Source organism: Citrobacter sp. S-77, assembly GCF_963864895.1.
GTDB classification, from domain to species: domain Bacteria; phylum Pseudomonadota; class Gammaproteobacteria; order Enterobacterales; family Enterobacteriaceae; genus Citrobacter; species Citrobacter murliniae.
Window position 1 is genome coordinate 1,596,645 of sequence record NZ_CAWLWU010000002.1, and the last position, 13,419, is coordinate 1,610,063.

The 13,419-nt window shown below is 48.1% G+C and carries 13 protein-coding genes and 1 pseudogene; 13 read left to right on the top strand and 1 reads right to left on the bottom strand.

Annotated features, from left to right (window positions below):
• The first annotated feature begins 23 nt into the window (after window positions 1-23).
• From AACS05_RS08245 to AACS05_RS08300, 12 genes and pseudogenes are all read left to right on the top strand, one after another.
• On the top strand, window positions 24-1,937 hold the full coding sequence (locus AACS05_RS08245; RefSeq protein ID WP_045441409.1) for a lytic transglycosylase domain-containing protein: 1,914 nt from the start codon (window positions 24-26) through the stop codon (window positions 1,935-1,937).
• On the top strand, window positions 1,937-2,653 hold the full coding sequence (locus tag AACS05_RS08250; RefSeq protein ID WP_045441411.1) for a hypothetical protein: 717 nt from the start codon (window positions 1,937-1,939) through the stop codon (window positions 2,651-2,653). Before AACS05_RS08245 ends, AACS05_RS08250 begins: the two co-directional genes overlap by 1 nt.
• On the top strand, window positions 2,650-2,925 hold the full coding sequence (locus AACS05_RS08255; protein ID WP_045441413.1) for a phage baseplate plug family protein: 276 nt from the start codon (window positions 2,650-2,652) through the stop codon (window positions 2,923-2,925). The genes AACS05_RS08250 and AACS05_RS08255 overlap by 4 nt, the downstream gene beginning before the upstream one ends.
• Complete coding sequence (locus tag AACS05_RS08260) at window positions 2,925-3,968, top strand: hypothetical protein (protein WP_045441415.1); 1,044 nt, start codon at window positions 2,925-2,927, stop codon at window positions 3,966-3,968. The genes AACS05_RS08255 and AACS05_RS08260 overlap by 1 nt, the downstream gene beginning before the upstream one ends.
• The gene (locus tag AACS05_RS08265) at window positions 3,965-4,681 is read left to right on the top strand and encodes a hypothetical protein (protein WP_045441420.1); all 717 of its coding nucleotides are present in this window, start codon (window positions 3,965-3,967) and stop codon (window positions 4,679-4,681) included. Before AACS05_RS08260 ends, AACS05_RS08265 begins: the two co-directional genes overlap by 4 nt.
• The gene (locus tag AACS05_RS08270; protein WP_045441421.1) at window positions 4,678-5,010 is read left to right on the top strand and encodes a hypothetical protein; all 333 of its coding nucleotides are present in this window, start codon (window positions 4,678-4,680) and stop codon (window positions 5,008-5,010) included. Before AACS05_RS08265 ends, AACS05_RS08270 begins: the two co-directional genes overlap by 4 nt.
• Window positions 5,007-6,233 carry a baseplate J/gp47 family protein gene (locus tag AACS05_RS08275; protein WP_001650740.1) on the top strand — a complete coding sequence of 409 codons (1,227 nt, stop codon included), beginning with the start codon at window positions 5,007-5,009 and terminating at the stop codon, window positions 6,231-6,233. Before AACS05_RS08270 ends, AACS05_RS08275 begins: the two co-directional genes overlap by 4 nt.
• The gene (locus AACS05_RS08280; RefSeq protein WP_001650739.1) at window positions 6,217-6,843 is read left to right on the top strand and encodes a hypothetical protein; all 627 of its coding nucleotides are present in this window, start codon (window positions 6,217-6,219) and stop codon (window positions 6,841-6,843) included. Before AACS05_RS08275 ends, AACS05_RS08280 begins: the two co-directional genes overlap by 17 nt.
• A 722-nt stretch (window positions 6,844-7,565) precedes the next feature.
• A pseudogene (locus AACS05_RS24935) lies at window positions 7,566-8,313 on the top strand (hypothetical protein); the annotation flags it as partial.
• A 193-nt stretch (window positions 8,314-8,506) separates the two neighbouring features.
• The gene (locus tag AACS05_RS08290) at window positions 8,507-9,034 is read left to right on the top strand and encodes a tail fiber assembly protein (protein WP_045441423.1); all 528 of its coding nucleotides are present in this window, start codon (window positions 8,507-8,509) and stop codon (window positions 9,032-9,034) included.
• 82 nt (window positions 9,035-9,116) lie between these two features.
• Complete coding sequence (locus AACS05_RS08295; protein WP_223306983.1) at window positions 9,117-9,509, top strand: hypothetical protein; 393 nt, start codon at window positions 9,117-9,119, stop codon at window positions 9,507-9,509.
• A gap of 38 nt (window positions 9,510-9,547) precedes the next feature.
• Entirely contained in the window at window positions 9,548-9,838 is a 291-nt protein-coding gene (locus AACS05_RS08300) for a hypothetical protein (RefSeq protein ID WP_223306984.1), read from the top strand.
• A gap of 316 nt (window positions 9,839-10,154) precedes the next feature.
• Here the strand turns inward: AACS05_RS08300 and AACS05_RS08305 are convergent, their stop codons facing one another.
• A complete protein-coding gene (locus AACS05_RS08305) occupies window positions 10,155-10,421 on the bottom strand; it encodes a hypothetical protein (protein WP_071828911.1) in 267 nt (88 codons plus the stop codon).
• A 796-nt stretch (window positions 10,422-11,217) separates the two neighbouring features.
• Between AACS05_RS08305 and iroN the strand changes: the two genes are divergently transcribed.
• Window positions 11,218-13,392 carry a siderophore salmochelin receptor IroN gene (iroN, locus tag AACS05_RS08315; protein ID WP_144243061.1) on the top strand — a complete coding sequence of 725 codons (2,175 nt, stop codon included), beginning with the start codon at window positions 11,218-11,220 and terminating at the stop codon, window positions 13,390-13,392.
• The last annotated feature ends 27 nt before the right edge of the window (window positions 13,393-13,419 follow it).

A 13,419-nucleotide genomic window follows, 5' to 3' on the forward strand; every position in this document is an offset into this window, starting at 1 on the left:
GATAAGGAAAAAGGGCTATTTCAATGGTGGCTAAATCCGTTGTTGAAATTGATGTTCAGGATGAAAAATTTCAGTCATTTCTGGAAAAATTCAACGAATATCAAAAAGCGCTTGAGGAGTTACCCGAGCAGTGGCGCGGTGCCGTTCATGGCCTGAGCGAAACAGCAAAGGAAACGGAACGTGTTCGCGGCAGTACCGAGGCGATAACGCAGGCCTTCACTGATGGTGTGGCCGCAATTGCATCCGTCAATGATGGGCTGGACAGGCTGAACGGCAATCTGGAAAAGGCCAACAAATCCCAGACTGCGCTCAACAAAAAAACCAGCGGCGTTCGTAACTTTCTGAACAAAGCCAGCAAGGATGCCAAATCACTCGCGGGTCACATCAAGGATGCCACCACCAGCCTGTTATCCTGGGGGACAGTGCTGGGGCTCTTTACTGGGCTGGCTGGCGCTGGTGGGTTGTGGGGGATGAATCGTCTTGCGGGTACTGCCTCTGCACAGCGGTTTACGGCTATGGGGCTGGGCACGACCGCTGGCGGTCTTAATTCTGCCGCCATCAATTATCAGAAGGTACTGGGTAACCCTGTCGGTACACTCGGTGCTATCCGGGATTCACAACTGGACCTCAGCAAGCGCTGGCAGTTTAACGCGATGGGTGTTAACCCCAATCAGGATCCGGCAACGTTATTGCCCCAGATGATTAAGTCTGCCCGCGATATCTTTGTGCGCAATGGCAGTACTCAGCAAGGGGCCGAGGCCTACGGTCTGACCAACTACTTCACTCTCGACGATCTGAATCGCTTTAAAAACATGAGCGATGCAGAAATCGATGCGATGACAAAACAGGCCCAGAAGGATACTCAGAGACTACAGATTACCGATCAACAGCTGAAGCAATGGCAGGATTTCAATGTTCAGCTTGACCGCAGCAAAGTCAGTATCGGCAATACCTTTATCCGGGGGCTCGCTCCTCTGGCGCCAGAGCTGGGAAAACTGTCGGATGCATTTTCAGGTGCGATCGAAACGGTTCTGAAATCCCCGGAACTGGGAAAATGGATTGATGGCCTGTCTGAGGGGATCCGGAGCTTTGGTAATTATCTCGCCTCACCCGAATTTAAAAATGATGTAGCGGCCTTTATGACAGGTGTTGAGCGGTTAGCGACGGTTATTGGGAAAGTTATCGACTGGATAGCAGGAAAATCCAGCATATCCATAGACGATGTGAAATCTCACTCCTCAATACTCAGTAATGAGCCAGTAACAGACACTACAACCGGGGAAAGTTATGTGAAAGGCGGTCAGAACGATCCGGCCGTCTGGTCATGGCTGAAATCGGCCGGTCGTTCGCTCAATAAAATAACAGGCACGGCACCCTCAGAATATGACGAGTATTTTGAAGAGGCTGCTAAAAAGTACAACCTCGACCCCAAAATACTTAAGGCCACAGCCGCTGCAGAGTCATCGTGGGATCAGAACGCTAAAGGCCCGGTAACCCGTTCCGGGCTACAGGCTCAGGGGTTGATGCAGGTTATGCCGGCTAACTTCCAGCCAGGGGAAAATCCATGGGATCCCCGCGATAACATAATGGCTGGTGCGCGTGTTATGTCCTGGGCGAAAAAACAGGCTGGAGGTGATACAGAAGAAATGCTGCGTTGGTACAACGGCGGCAAAAACAGGGGCAGCAAAGAGAATCGCGAATATGCTGGCAGGGTTAACGAACAGTACCGAAAAATTTACGGTACTGATATGCCTGGCTCCAGCCAGAACACTCCGGCAACTCAGGGTATGCCTCCTCAGCGAAATACTGAAGATACGCAGCTTTTGCGACAAATAGCTGAAAACCAGCGGCGCGGTAATTCTCAGGGGGTGGTGATTTACAACAATACGGGAGGTAGTGCCGTGGTTTCCAGCACGCAACTCGGAGGATTTGGCTGATGGCATTTACTCGTGAACTATACAAACTAGGTTTTGAAATTTCCCCGGTGATCCTCTGTGACGGTATTGCGCAGAGTATTCCCGGAGGGATGCTCCCGATTGTGGCGTTGACCCAGAGCGCCAGTTTTGTTACCGGGTTGCTGGGCGGAGCAATGGAACTCACCGATCTGGATAAATATTTTTGCCACTGGCGGGCGGCGCAGGGGGCGACGATGATTGAATATGATATCGGTCGCTATCCTTTCGCTAACCAGGCTGTTGCCGCGAATGCGCTGCTTGCTCAGCCGCTACGTGTTTCTATGTTGATGGATGCGCCCGTGAACGATAATACCGGCGCTATGACAAAACTGGTCACGCTCAGCGCGCTACAGGCTGTGCTGCAGGCGCATGCGAATCTTGGCGGGACGTACATAGTTGCAACGCCAGCCATTATTTACAACAGCTGCATATTGAAGACTGTGCGCGATGTGACGGGATCTAATGATCCGTTGCCACAGCGGCAATGGTTGTGGGATTTCGAGCAACCTCTCATCACTGAAACAGGTACTGATCAGGCTATCAACAGCTACCTGAGTAAGATTGATAATGGTGATAAAACGACGGAAAGCGCATGGACAAATACTCTCTCTGCAATCGGTAACACTTCACTTGGTAGCAGTGTATCTGGGGCCGTAATCGGACTTATCGGTAAATTAAGTGGGGCATTTGGCCTATGAGCATAGCAATTTATCCTTTCTCAGGTAATGAGCAAAAGAGCATGATTTTTACGCCTGTGCTCGATGGTGAGGTTTATAACTGCCAGACGAAATGGAATATAGCAGCTCAGCGCTGGTATCTGAACATTACGGATAACTCCGGCAACCGGCAGTTGACTATTCCGATAGTAGCGTCTCCAGTTGGGTACGATATTAATCTGCTTGTCGGAGCGTTCAATATTTCAAAAATGGTCTGGCGATACTCAAAGGGGCAAATAGAGGTCATTAACTGATGCGCTATTATGATATCCAGATTTTTTCCCCTCCTGATGAAAACGGTAATCCCGGAAAACTCTTCAAACAATATTCCAGCCTTAAAAACGGTGTTTTCAACCCTGGTAATTTAATGATTGAGTTTGACCTACTGCGATTTGGTGAATCAACGCCAAAAGGCCAGAGCACAATCACCATCTGGGGGATTAGCCCACAGGATATGCAGCAGGCCAGACAAAATATGTTTGGTATGACGATCAAAATGTGGCTGGGTATGTCGAAAGGGCTCCCACTGGCCAAACCTGGTCAGAATGGTCTGGTGCTTGAAGGAACCATCTGGCAGGTTCTGGGTAACTGGCAGGGTACCGAGCTAAGAATGGATCTTATCGTTACCGCAGGTGCGGTTTCGAGCGTGAACCCTGCACCGCTTGCGCCGATTAATTTAACCCTTCCATGGAATAAGGGGATAAAACTCTCGGTAGCGCTCACTCAGTGTTTTCAGAATATGGGCGGGGATTATCGTTTCTCTATCAGCGTTAGTGACAGGTTAATAAATAACTACGATAGCGGAATGTATTGTGGAAGTCTGACTGAGCTTGCACAGCGGTTAAATACGCTGAGTAAAAGCATTATCAAAGACAGTAATTATTCAGGTGTGGAAATTACCATGGTGAATGGTAAAGAGATTCGCGTGTTCGATAATGATTTTGACCACCACCAGGATAAAGACTCAAACAAAAGCGCATCGTACAGAAGTAAAAATCCTATACAAATAGTTTTTACTGATTTGGTGGGGCAGCCGACCTGGGTGCAGTTCGGTACCGTCTCTATTCCCTGTGTCATGCGCAGTGACATTCAGGTGGGGGATTACATCCGGATGCCGCCGAAACTGCGGCCGATGATCCAGGCATCTTCATATTCTCAGTTTCGAGACGATTCTGCCTTTACTGGTGACTTTCTTGTGTCGTCGGTCCGTTTAATAGGAAACAGCAGGCAACCGGACGCTAACAGTTGGATCACGCTGCTCGAAGCTCACCCTACAGGAGGAGTTGCCGCATCATGAGCGTAAATCAAAAAATGAACTTTGGCGGAAATATGAATAATTTCGCCGAAAGTAAAATTGCCGATGCGATGCAGATGGCCGGTAAGGTGTTACCGGCAACGGTGGTAGCTCGGGATGGACACATGGTTACCGTCTCCTTTCTTCTGCGAAACATCCCCTATGTTCTGCCACAGCTAACGATCCCACTGTTTGGACCAGAATATATTCGTTACCCAATGCGCAAGGGTAGCAAAGGTATCGTTATTCCTGCTGATACCTATCTGGGCGGGGCCAGTGGCCTAGGCGGTGGAACAGCTGACCTGACACCTCCGGCAAATCTCAGCGCTTTGGTATTCCTGCCTATCAGCAATACGGAGTGGCAGGACGTTGATTATGACGTTCTGACGCTTTACGGACCCGAAGGCATCACGCTTCGGGATTCTGGCAGCAACACAACTTTTCTGCTTACCCCCGAGAGCATCACCATTGTTACGCCTGCACAATTTAAGGTAACGGTCGGTGGCACAGTGCTGACTCTGACGGAGGGCATGTGGTCTCTTACCGGCCAGAGTGGAAAAATTCAGGACAGTGCCGCCAGCACCAGCCCCAAGGTTATGCATGAGGGATGGAAGCAACTTCTAGCATGGTTGAATTCACATCAACACTCTAACGGCAACAACGGACAGAACACCGGAAGGCCAACGTCACAATTCAACGGGAGTATTACAGAATGAGGACATACGGACGAGATAAAGACGGGAAATGGGTGACAGTCACGACGGACGAAAACGGGTTTAACGATTCGGTGTATCTCACAACGCTGGTGCAAAATCTGAAACTGGCGCCGCAGGAATCCCCATTCTTCGCTAATCACGGCATACCGGCTAATGGCTCAGTCATTCAGCAGATACTGCCGACATTCTATGTTAACCGGCTACAGCAGCAGTTCAGCCCGTATTTTTCCTCTCTGCAGATTGCGCTGACAGAAACCGACCCTCCGGTATACAGCATTTCTGCAATTACCAACTCAGGCTCTAAAATTGTCATGCAGGTATATGTATGAGTGATTTACCCGTTAGTTACACAATTTCTGGCCCGGTGCCGCAGACGACTGATGCGCTACGGCAGCAGGTTATCAATACGGCCACCGCGTTGTCTCCGGGGATAACCACGGATTTACCCGGCTCTTTAATTGATGACATGGTTGGGACCAGCGTCGGTGCGCTGGTAGTTTGCGACCAGGCTCGTGTTGATTTGATTAACTCCTGCAGCCCGTACAGCGCCAATATTCACCTGCTGGCGCAGTTGGGCGCGATTTACGGCGTCCCGCGCGGGGTGGGTACAAACACCTCAGTTTACGTTGTCTTTATGGGGCCGCCAGGGTTTCCAATCCCGAAGGGTTTTACCGTCGGTGATGGAAGTTACACCTACACGGTGCTGCGTGATACGGTGATCCCTGAGAGCGGCCAGACAGCCCCTGTGTATTGCCTGGCGACAACAGAAGGGACATGGGCTGTGCCTGCGGGTTCTGTTAACCAGATCAAAACCTCGGTGCCGAGTGACTATGAGATAACCTGTACCAATCTCACCGCGGGGCTACCCGGCGCGGCGGAGCAAAACTACGCATCATATCGCGCGCAGGTTATGCAGGCGGGGATGTACGGAGTGCAAGGAACCCCAGACTGTTATCGTACCGAGCTAAAACTGGTCTATGGGGTGCAGGAAAACCTGCTCTCGTACAGACAGGCAACCTTAGGGCGCTGGGTTGCGGTTGTCGGCGGCGGTGACCCCTACGAAGTGGCCTACGCCATTTACAAGGCCGTGCCGGATATCTCCATTCTGACTAATGATGTTTCGAATCCATCCGGAGCGCCAGTGGAGAAGAAGACCATCGCGATCACTGTTTATCCGGACGTGTATCAGGTGCCGTTTGTGGTTCCTTCCTCGCAAAACGCGACAATCCTGATCACCTGGAACACAGCCTCCACTATCTACATCGATCCGGACGGCATAGCAAAAGCGGTACAACAAAACATCGCTGACTATATCAACGCAATCGCAGTAGGACAGCCCATAAATATTTTCGAGGTTCAGGATATCTTCCTGAGTTCGGTGTCGGGTCTGGTTGCGCCTTCCCTGGTATCAATGATCGATGTTCAGGTCGGCATCAATGGCGTTATCAAGCCGCCTGATGCAGGTTCAAGCCTTGTTTACGGCGACACGTACGCCTATTTCTCTACCTCAGCAGCTCAAATTCAGGTTAAGCAATATGCAGGCTCTAATTGAAAAGATTATTCCAGCTTATCCTTACACTCAATATAACGACGACTCCAACATTACCGCTTTCTTTGATGCTTTTAACTCACTGGCTCAGGCCAACCTTGATTATCTGAATGCACTAAATCTTCCGTGCTGGACATCACCGAGCATTACCGGCGATCTGCTGGACTGGATTGCGCTGGGGATTTACGGGGAAAGTCGACCTTTACTCCAGATTTCAGAGGATGCGATTGCGCGCGGGGCGTATAACACGATTGAGTATAACGCCATCACTTATGCAGGCCTTAAAAACTACGTTCCCGGTTCTGCTTCTTATGTCCCTGACGATTACTTTAAGCGGATCCTGACCTGGAATTTTTACAAAGGTGACGGCTCGCATTTTTGTATCGACTGGCTGAAAAGGCGTCTTGCGCGGTTCATACACGGAGCCAACGGGATCGACCCTCCAGTTCAGGATACCTTCGATATCAGTGTGACGCCCGATAAGGGCGTTTTTTCTATCACTATTCCGGATTACGGCGATGGTGTTGGCTATTTCCTCAAGGATGCGATCACCCAGCAACTGGTGAAATTGCCATTTATTTACACATTTACAGTAACGGTGGTTCAAAAATGATTACTGGATTCGGTAATAACGTCATTTCATCTCTGGCAGCAGACATTACCGCCGGGCAGACAACGATTCAGGTGATGCCAGGTACCGGGGCGAAATTTGCAGGTCTGCTTAGCTACGATTACGCCAATGCCTCTAACCCTCTGCAAACATACGCCAAAATCACACTTACGGATGCGAAAGAAACGGTTTTCGAAATCTGCCATCTGACTTCGGTCAATAATGATGTGTTGACGGTGGTTCGAGGCCAGGAGGGCACCACAGCGAAAGGGTGGGCACTTAATGACGTGATTGCTAACTTTGCTACCCGAGGTTCAGAAAACCAGTTTGTTCAGATTGAGCAGCTCCAGAGCGGGCATTACATTTCCGGGGTTGCTGGTGGCACTGCGAATGCACTGACGCTGGAGCTTCCGGCCACGTATTTTGTTAATGGTGCGACCGGTTGGACATTGCGGACGCCGATTGTCGTTTACCCGACGCAGAATAATACCGGGCCGAGTACATTGCAGTTGACGATGGGCGGTCGCGTTCTGGGGTCGTTCAAACTTTATAAAGGGAACAAGACCGAACTGGTCGCCAACGACATTCAGAAAGATGTTGGTCTGATGTGTCTTCTGGATAACACCAAAACGTTTTTCAACGTGACCAATCCGGGGGCTATTTATGCTGGTTTGGGTACAGCTGCATATCGGGATGTAGGAACCAACCCTGGTAATGTGATGGAGGTAGGTGCCGGCAGGCTTCTGGCTGGTACCTTTATCAGCGATGCAGCCGACAAAACTTCAATTGGCGCGCGGGCAGCTACTGGATGCCAGTTCATGCGAGCACACCAGGCACCTGATGCGCCAGACCAGGTTAGTTACTGGCAAATTATCACTCTTACTGAGGTCGTGAATTCGACTTCCGTGGTGGATGTTCTGGCCATCAGTGGCAATAACGTATTGTTTGGTCATGGCACTGGTGCGGGAATTACTTCATGGCGTCATGTGGCGATGCTGGAAGGCGCGGCCTTTACGGGGGATATTTCTGCTCCAAATGTGCGTGGCAGCACCTCGGTCACGGTTGGTGATGGTTCCGGGGGAATGGCTATAGGCGGCGTTGATGGCGCAGGTTTTAACGGCAATAACCTAAACATTAAGTCATGGAATGGTATTGGGTTTCCGAGCGCTTTAGATGGCATTACCCGAGCTTATATCAGCACCAGACTCGGCGTTATCGCTGCTGCTGAAAATTTGCGGGCTGGAGATGCGATATTCAACAAAAACGGCGATGTTTACGGCGATATATGGAGCCTCGGCAACGGTCCTGGCTGGCTAAGTGCTTTTGTGGCGACTAAACCAGAGCGTCATTACATTACCATGGTCGGTTTGTACCAGAGTGACAAAACAAAGCCATTCATGCTTCATGACGATGGCTCTGGTGTATTCTTGGCCACGACGGACATGCTTAGTGGGTATGTTCAGGATGTACGCCTTGGTGGTGCGGTATTTGTGGGGCCGTCTGTTAATGGTAGTTATGCTTCTCTGACTGCCCCAAGTGGTCATATGTTAACTGCCATTCTTGATGCGGATACCTCGCGATGGCCAATGCCTGACAGCCCGGACTCAGCTTATGCTCGTCCGATTCAGAAGTTAGTTAACGGACAATGGATTACAGTGGGACAATTATGAAACATTTCACAAATTTTAAATTATATGAACCAGACGATAAAAAACTACCTACTGCTCTGTATTTGCGTGATGAAAACGGAAACGACTGGTATTCGGTTATTGATAGTTTTTTACCCGATACGTTTAAAGTTTCTTATCGTGATGATGGCGTCGTTATTGGTTGCGAGCTGGATGCTACCGGGCTATTTCCGGTCAACCTTTCAGTTGCTGAAATAGCTCATGCAGATGTTCCGGCTGAATTTTCTGTTCCAGATGGGAGCTGGTTTTACAAGGACGGAAAACTACAGCAAATCCGTGACTACCAGTCTATGGCTTTAGCGGAGCGTGACATGCGCATGGCTGAGGCAACAAAGCGCATTGACTGGCTGGATAATGCACAGAAAGATGGTGATATTTCTGCTGAGGAAGAAACTGAACTGGTAACCTTACGGACTTATCGTTCTGAGCTACGCCGGCTGGATTTGAGTCATATCACCGACAAAGAGTCATACGATGGAATTGAATGGCCGAAGAAACCTGAATAGCCGCACACATTACAGGTTTATTTGAGGCGCAGTGGTGATGGTGTACACTGCGCTTATCGGTGCATATGTTTAGGAATGAAAAATGAATAAAATTGGTATAGTGGTTTTGTTGTCATTTTTTATGATCGGTTGTAGTGCTTGGGATAAAGGTAGAGCAAAAACAGTTGAGCAAAAGCGGGATTATCTATTGGAGTATGGCCCGCAGTACGTGCCCAGTTATTTAGTTCCTCAGTCATTGGTACATCAGCCTCCTCTAAGCGTTACTGTGTTACGAACTAAACTAGTTGATAATGGCGGGGAGACAAGTGAATTTCTCCACCGATTGGTTGATAAGTGCTTTGAATCTTCGGATAGGTATTGCACTGTTAGTCTGTATTATTCTGAGAACGAAAAAATAGAGAATAAACGGCAGAAAATAGCCAATAAAAATAAACAAATATCAGTAAAAAAAGGAGACCTTTTTACTGTCGAATGAGGTTCAATCAAGCTAGTGGGCCAGTTGATACAAGTCGCATGAGAGTTCGTGTAAAGGACAACGTTGATTCCGTTGGTTTCCTTTTTCCTGACGATAAGCAAATTATCTCACCAAAATTAGAAGTTGTTGATTCTGACTCAGGTGAGAGATATGGACGGGCGCCTGATGGCTCCATAACCGTATCGGCTAGTTATGATGGCCATGCTTACGCAATTCAAATATTTAATACTTTACCTGTAAGTCAATTTAACGGGGCGGTGGTAACACACACTTCGGTACTCGATTTTGCAGGCAGTATTGATGTATTTGATTGTAAAAAGGTTAAATAAAGCACATCTCAATATGATTAGAACCATAGAAATATATTGACTTAAATGGTGCACATTGGCCTATATTACAATGATGTTGGTTCAGTGATAACAGAGTGAGAAACAGTTATTGGTGAGGAAAAGCAAGCCGTTTTTGACGATGTATGCAGGGTTATTGGACGCGTAGTCGTCATGCTAAGAGAAACTATTCAGCCAGTTACCAAAAACAGCATAACCCTGATGTTGCAAGTTCACTCGGATCAGAGTGATGATGCGTATCTGTCAAGAATCTATGCTGTTGCAAAAGATGTAATGGAATAGGGTAATCTGTCCGTTTTTACTGGATTAGGTTTCCTGAGCGGCGTTCTATCCCCGCATTCATGTAGTCGATAGCCTTTTGAAGTTCTTCTATGAGTGCAACCGCCCGCGTACGAGAGATACAGATAAACTGGTCAGGAAACTCTTTAATTGGCCAGTTTGGTATACAGGCCATGTTATCTGTAAATGAAGCTGACAAGTAAACTTCATTAGTAAGAAGGGAATAGCCTACTTCAAAACTGGTGAGCTCGGGTAAGCTGCTAACGTTGGATTCTCTGTTTTTCATAGAGGGTCTCGATACTGTGTTTTTATACAGCAATTATGTTGAGTAGCAGATCATCAGTCAAGAAATTGTGCATAATTCAGAAGAATATCGATGGTTGTGATATGTATAACATATTGTTTTTCATATGCTTAATGCAATGCTGTTATTCTTTTTTATTGTGTTATCGTATTGATTTTAAATAGTTATTTTTCGGTCTTGAAAACCGGCGACCCGAAAGGGTTCTAGAGTTCGAATCTCTACGCTTCCGCCAAATAAAACAAGGGGTTACCGAAAGGTAACCCCTTCTTGCTTTGGGCGGTTGTATACTGTTGGTATCTTTTCAATATTATGAAGCCTACTACCGGGCTTTTGGGTGTGAATTTTCCTGTCCTTGCTCGTTCAAAACTGGCGTGGTTTTTATCTTTCGAACATAAGCCAGAAGCTGGTTTTCTGTTTTATCGCCTAAGAAACGTTACTTCTCCCGGCTACTGCTTTCGTAATTCGAAACTCTTTTGACTTTAGTATCGTGAAATGTACATCCACTGTGCACCAGTTGTATGGCGCAGCGCAGACGTGATGACCATTCTTGTAATCTGCTTCGTGTCGGTTTTGTTCTCCTCAATAATCGTACCTGTCAGCACGATTCTTACTTCTCCTTGTACACAAATCAAAATTCGCTAAAGGTTGCCTTACTTTTTATTAAATGATATTAATTATCATTATCATTGACGAATAATTATAATAATAAGAATACCTGGGAAGGGTGTGAGCTTAACGAACAACCACTTTAAAGTTAGGCATTTATTAGGGAATGGGTATGAGAATTAACAAGATCCTCTGGCCGCTAACCGCGATCCTTGTAGGGTTGAATAGTCAAGTATCAGCAGCCAAATCCACCGATGATAGCGGCGAGACCATGGTGATAGAAGCTACTGCTGAGCAGGTACTAAAACAACAACCTGGCGTATCGATTATTACCAGCGAAGATATTAAAAAGAACCCTCCGGTCAACGACCTTTCCGATATTATTCGCAAGATGCCAGGGGTAAATCTGACCGGTAATAGTGCATCGGGTACACGCGGTAATAACCGGCAAATTGACATTCGTGGCATGGGGCCGGAAAACACCTTAATTTTGATTGATGGTGTACCAGTGACGTCGCGCAACTCTGTGCGCTATAGCTGGCGTGGGGAACGCGATACCCGCGGTGACACCAACTGGGTACCGCCGGAACAAGTCGAACGCATTGAGGTGATTCGCGGCCCTGCGGCGGCGCGCTACGGTTCGGGTGCTGCGGGTGGGGTGGTGAACATCATTACCAAACGTCCCACCAACGACTGGCATGGTTCCCTGTCGTTATACACCAATCAGCCGGAAAGCAGCGATGAAGGTGCCACGCGTCGTGCCAACTTTAATCTCAGCGGGCCGCTGGTCGGCGATGTGCTGACTATGCGCTTGTATGGCAATCTGAATAAAACCGATGCCGACAGTTGGGATATTAACTCCGCAGCCGGAACTAAAAATGCGGCCGGGCACGAAGGGGTACGTAATAAAGATATTAACGGTGTGGTATCGTGGAAATTAAATCCGCAGCAAATCCTTGATTTTGAGGCTGGATATAGCCGGCAGGGAAATATTTATGCTGGCGATACGCAAAACAGCTCTTCTAATGCGGTTACCGAAAACCTCGCCAAATCCGGGGAAGAGACGAATCGCCTGTACCGTCAGAATTACGGCATTACGCATAACGGTATTTGGGACTGGGGACAAAGCCGCTTTGGTGTCTATTACGAAAAAACCAATAATACCCGTATGGATGAAGGGTTATCCGGTGGTGGTGAAGGGCGCATTTCGGCTGATCAGAGGTTCACTACCAACCGTCTCAACTCCTGGCGAACCAGCGGGGAACTCAATATTCCGCTGAATTTGCTGGTTGATCAGACGGTTACCGTTGGTGCGGAGTGGAGCCGCGATAGACTCGAAGATCCTTCTTCTACTGGCTTAACGGTGAGCGATAGTAATATCGGTGGTATTTCTGGCTCGGCTGCGGAACGCAGCAGTAAAAACCATTCCCAAATCAGCGCGCTATATATTGAAGATAATATTGAGCCTGTTGCCGGCACGAATATTATTCCCGGCCTGCGCTTTGATTATCTCAACGATTCCGGCGGTAACTTCAGTCCCAGTCTGAACCTCTCGCAGGAATTAGGTGATTACTTCAAAGTCAAAGCGGGGATTGCGAGAACCTTCAAAGCACCAAACCTTTATCAATCCAGCGAAGGTTATCTGCTCTACTCGAAAGGCAATGGTTGCCCAAAAGATATTACGTCCGGCGGTTGTTATCTGATTGGTAATAAAGATCTCGATCCGGAAATCAGTATTAACAAAGAAATCGGTCTGGAGTTCGCCTGGGAAGATTACCACGCCAGCGTGACCTACTTCCGCAATGATTACCAGAATAAGATCGTGGCCGGGGATAACATTATTGGGCAATCCTCATCCGGCGCATATATCCTCCAGTGGCAGAATGGCGGGAAAGCGCTGGTTGACGGTATCGAAGCCAGCATGGCGATCCCACTGGTGAAAGATCGTCTGAGCTGGAATACAAATGCCACTTATATGATCACGTCGGAACAAAAAGATACCGGTAACCCGCTTTCGGTCATCCCGAAATATACTATTAATAACTCTTTAGACTGGACTATCACTCAGGCGTTCTCTGCCAGCGTTAACTGGACATTATACGGCAGACAAAAACCGCGTACCCATGCGGAATCGCGCAGTGAAGATACTGGTGGTCTGTCAGGCAAAGAGCTGGGGGCTTATTCACTGGTAGGTACCAACTTCAATTACGATATTAATAAAAATCTGCGTCTTAATGTCGGGGTTAGCAATATCTTCGACAAACAGATCTACCGCTCTTCCGAAGGGGCGAATACCTATAACGAGCCTGGCCGGGCTTATTATGCCGGTATTACTGCGTCATTCTGATCGCATTGTTACAGTCATACTGCCCGC

Bases quoted from the DNA above. Each gene is read 5' to 3' on its own strand.
- AACS05_RS08245 (WP_045441409.1), top strand. From the start codon at position 24: ATGGTGGCTAAATCCGTTGTTGAAATTGATGTTCAGGATGAAAAATTT.
- AACS05_RS08250 (WP_045441411.1), top strand. From the start codon at position 1,937: ATGGCATTTACTCGTGAACTATACAAACTAGGTTTTGAAATTTCCCCG.
- AACS05_RS08255 (WP_045441413.1), top strand. From the start codon at position 2,650: ATGAGCATAGCAATTTATCCTTTCTCAGGTAATGAGCAAAAGAGCATG.
- AACS05_RS08260 (WP_045441415.1), top strand. From the start codon at position 2,925: ATGCGCTATTATGATATCCAGATTTTTTCCCCTCCTGATGAAAACGGT.
- AACS05_RS08265 (WP_045441420.1), top strand. From the start codon at position 3,965: ATGAGCGTAAATCAAAAAATGAACTTTGGCGGAAATATGAATAATTTC.
- AACS05_RS08270 (WP_045441421.1), top strand. From the start codon at position 4,678: ATGAGGACATACGGACGAGATAAAGACGGGAAATGGGTGACAGTCACG.
- AACS05_RS08275 (WP_001650740.1), top strand. From the start codon at position 5,007: ATGAGTGATTTACCCGTTAGTTACACAATTTCTGGCCCGGTGCCGCAG.
- AACS05_RS08280 (WP_001650739.1), top strand. From the start codon at position 6,217: ATGCAGGCTCTAATTGAAAAGATTATTCCAGCTTATCCTTACACTCAA.
- AACS05_RS08290 (WP_045441423.1), top strand. From the start codon at position 8,507: ATGAAACATTTCACAAATTTTAAATTATATGAACCAGACGATAAAAAA.
- AACS05_RS08295 (WP_223306983.1), top strand. From the start codon at position 9,117: ATGAATAAAATTGGTATAGTGGTTTTGTTGTCATTTTTTATGATCGGT.
- AACS05_RS08300 (WP_223306984.1), top strand. From the start codon at position 9,548: ATGAGAGTTCGTGTAAAGGACAACGTTGATTCCGTTGGTTTCCTTTTT.
- AACS05_RS08305 (WP_071828911.1), bottom strand. From the start codon at position 10,421: ATGAAAAACAGAGAATCCAACGTTAGCAGCTTACCCGAGCTCACCAGT.
- iroN (WP_144243061.1), top strand. From the start codon at position 11,218: ATGAGAATTAACAAGATCCTCTGGCCGCTAACCGCGATCCTTGTAGGG.